Annotated in this window: 3 protein-coding genes; 2 read left to right on the forward strand and 1 reads right to left on the reverse strand. The window is 63.5% G+C overall.

Translation table 11 applies throughout. The annotated features are described in order from the left end of the window. Nucleotides 1-536: LytS/YhcK type 5TM receptor domain-containing protein (locus CRP50_RS24630; RefSeq protein WP_281257970.1), on the reverse strand; the 536-nt coding region annotated here is incomplete at its 3' end. 611 nt (nucleotides 537-1,147) lie between these two features. On the opposite strand from CRP50_RS24630, the gene CRP50_RS24635 reads away from it, so the two are divergent. Continuing rightward, a complete protein-coding gene (locus tag CRP50_RS24635) occupies nucleotides 1,148-1,603 on the forward strand; it encodes a Bro-N domain-containing protein (protein ID WP_281257971.1) in 456 nt (151 codons plus the stop codon). Between the two features lie 366 nt (nucleotides 1,604-1,969). Continuing rightward, a complete protein-coding gene (locus CRP50_RS24640; RefSeq protein WP_097281845.1) occupies nucleotides 1,970-2,326 on the forward strand; it encodes a recombinase family protein in 357 nt (118 codons plus the stop codon). Nucleotides 2,327-2,414 lie beyond the last annotated feature (88 nt).

Here is a 2,414-nt window from a genome sequence, read left to right on the forward strand (position 1 = left end):
AAAGCACCGATGAGGAGGATACCCCCGACTGTCGTCGCGAGGATGATCCAGCCGAGGTCAGCCAGCAGCGAAAAACCTCTCCCCTCGGGCAAGGCATAAGTGGAGACAAGGAGCCCCAGAAGCCCCAGGTGTTTCGCGCTCAAGGCGCCGCTTCTGCGCTGGATCGTATGCCTGAACAGGATGCCGGCCGATGCCGCTAGGACTATGCCCAGCACTCCGGCCGGTGCACCGATGCCGCCCACCGCCAGCCGGTAGGCAGCCGCCACACCAGCCGTTACGATCGCGGCCACAGTGCCGCCGAAAGGAGCAGCCAAGCCCAGGACTACACCGCGTCCATCGAGGTAGAAGCCGGGTATGACTTGAAAGGGCGCACTCATGACGGCAATGACGCCCACGGCGAAGAGCGCGGACAACAGCCACGGCTGAACGCTCTGCCCATCGAACCGCCGCGAAACCACGCTGTGAACAAGCGTCAGGAGCGACAGCAGCCCCAGGCTCTGAAGGAGCTGCAAGAGAATATTCGACTGCTCGCTCACGTATCACCGTCGCAATAGTTTTGCCCAATGTGGGACACTTTCAGCTTCTACCACGAACGGCCGGGGCAGCGAAGCGCGGTGGAAATAGCTCACCCGGCGTAAGGTGGGGCACCGCCACCCTGTATGGATGCTCAGGTAGCCAAAGTGCCTCCACGTCTTCACGATCAAGAGGGCGTCCCTTCCGCAGAGACAGGCGCACGCACCGCTGCAAATTACTGAGGGCGTGTTTGGGAGCAGACCAAGTTGTGTACCCGATCCATCAGGAATAACTACATCCGCCGTCTCGTAAAGGATCTCTTACTGGAAGTTCTTCCTTACGCCCCGCAAACGATTGAGGAGGTGCGCGGCTGTTGCGGCGCCTGGGCCGCCGAACGTCTCCTCCACTTAGCCGAGCCGGAACGAACTCAGGTCATCGCGGAGGCTGTTGCCGTTCTCGCTTTACGCCCAGAAGGTAAGCCGCATAGCGGAGAGAGCGAGTGACCTTCTCCCTGAAGTAGGTCCGGGCCGAGACTGAACTCTGATTCATCGCTATAGATGTCGCAGGCGTCTAGGGCTACGCCGCTACGGCCAAGGTGATCGAGGCGCACTGCGAGCGTGATCGGCCGGTAGGGGTGGGCGTTTCGCCCACCCTGGACCCTCAGACCAACGTGATTCCAGAGCGCGACCTTTACCGCCTGATCATGCGCTCCAAGCTGCCGGCGGCCGAGCGGTTCGAGGATTGGGTGGTGGGCGAGGTCTTGCCGGCGATCCGCAAGACCGGCCGCTACGACGCGGCAGGCCAGCCGGCGCCGTCGGACCAGGCCTTCGATGTGCGCATCCCGTTCCAGCGCTACGAGCGCCTGCTGCAGGACCTGATCGCCAAGCAGGACCACATCGCCGCGCTGGAGCGGAAGCTCTCCAAGGTGGCCGGGCGGGACCTCTTCGTGAAGATGGCCCAGGCGATGCTGACGACCGGCCTGTCGGACGAGGACATCGCCCACACCATGGAAGACGTGATCGGCTCCTACGCCCCGGAATGGGTCGCCTGGCAGCGCCGCAAGCTGGCGGAGGCCTCCGCCCCGTCGTAAACCAGCGCAAGCTGAGCGACTCCAGAAAGCCGCCCCGTCGTGGGCGGCTTTCTCATGCCCGCTGGGCACCACCCGGTGCGCAGCTTTTTTCACCCGTCGAGCGGGGCGCAGCACTGCGAGTAAGGGCAGGACGCCCACCGGGCGGTCAGGTAGGCCACGAGTGGGCCTACCTGACATATCCTGCCACAGGTACGACGGGATGAATTCGGGCCAACTTCGGCCAAGTCGCGCCGGTTTCAGCCAACTTCCGCCAACTCCAGCCAACCGCAGGTATACCCACGCCTTCGCCTCGGGCGCCAACATAGCCCCTTGGATGGTGCCCTTTTTCCGATTGCGGATACCGGTTGGACGCGCCATAGATCGGGCATGACGACAGCTCCACGTATCGCCATTTACGCTCGCTATTCCAGCGACTTACAGCGCCCGTCCTCCATCGCAGACCAGATCGCCCTGTGCCGCTCGCTCATCACGCGACAGTTCGGTGAGACGGCAGTTGTGGTGGCTGTGTACGAGGATGCCGCCCAGACGGGCGCAACCATGGCGCGGGGTGGTCTGGCGGACATGCTCAAGGATGCCGAGGCCGGCCGGTTCAGCATCATCGTCGCCGAGGGCCTGGACCGGATTTCCCGCTCCCTTGCCGATATCGCCTCCATCCATCGGATGTGTCAGCATTACGGGGTCAGCCTCTTCACCAGTCACGAGGGCGAAGTGACGGACCTGTAGAGCGACATCGTCGGTGAGGAGCGCGCGACATCGAAGGTGACACGATGGACCGCGACGGTGGTGATGATGGATCGGCCTCGCGGTCAGC

It is taken from the genome of Caenispirillum bisanense (genome assembly GCF_900230255.1).
In the GTDB taxonomy this organism is placed as follows: domain Bacteria; phylum Pseudomonadota; class Alphaproteobacteria; order Rhodospirillales; family Rhodospirillaceae; genus Caenispirillum; species Caenispirillum bisanense_A.

Bases quoted from the DNA above. Each gene is read 5' to 3' on its own strand.
- CRP50_RS24640 (WP_097281845.1), top strand. From the start codon at position 1,970: ATGACGACAGCTCCACGTATCGCCATTTACGCTCGCTATTCCAGCGAC.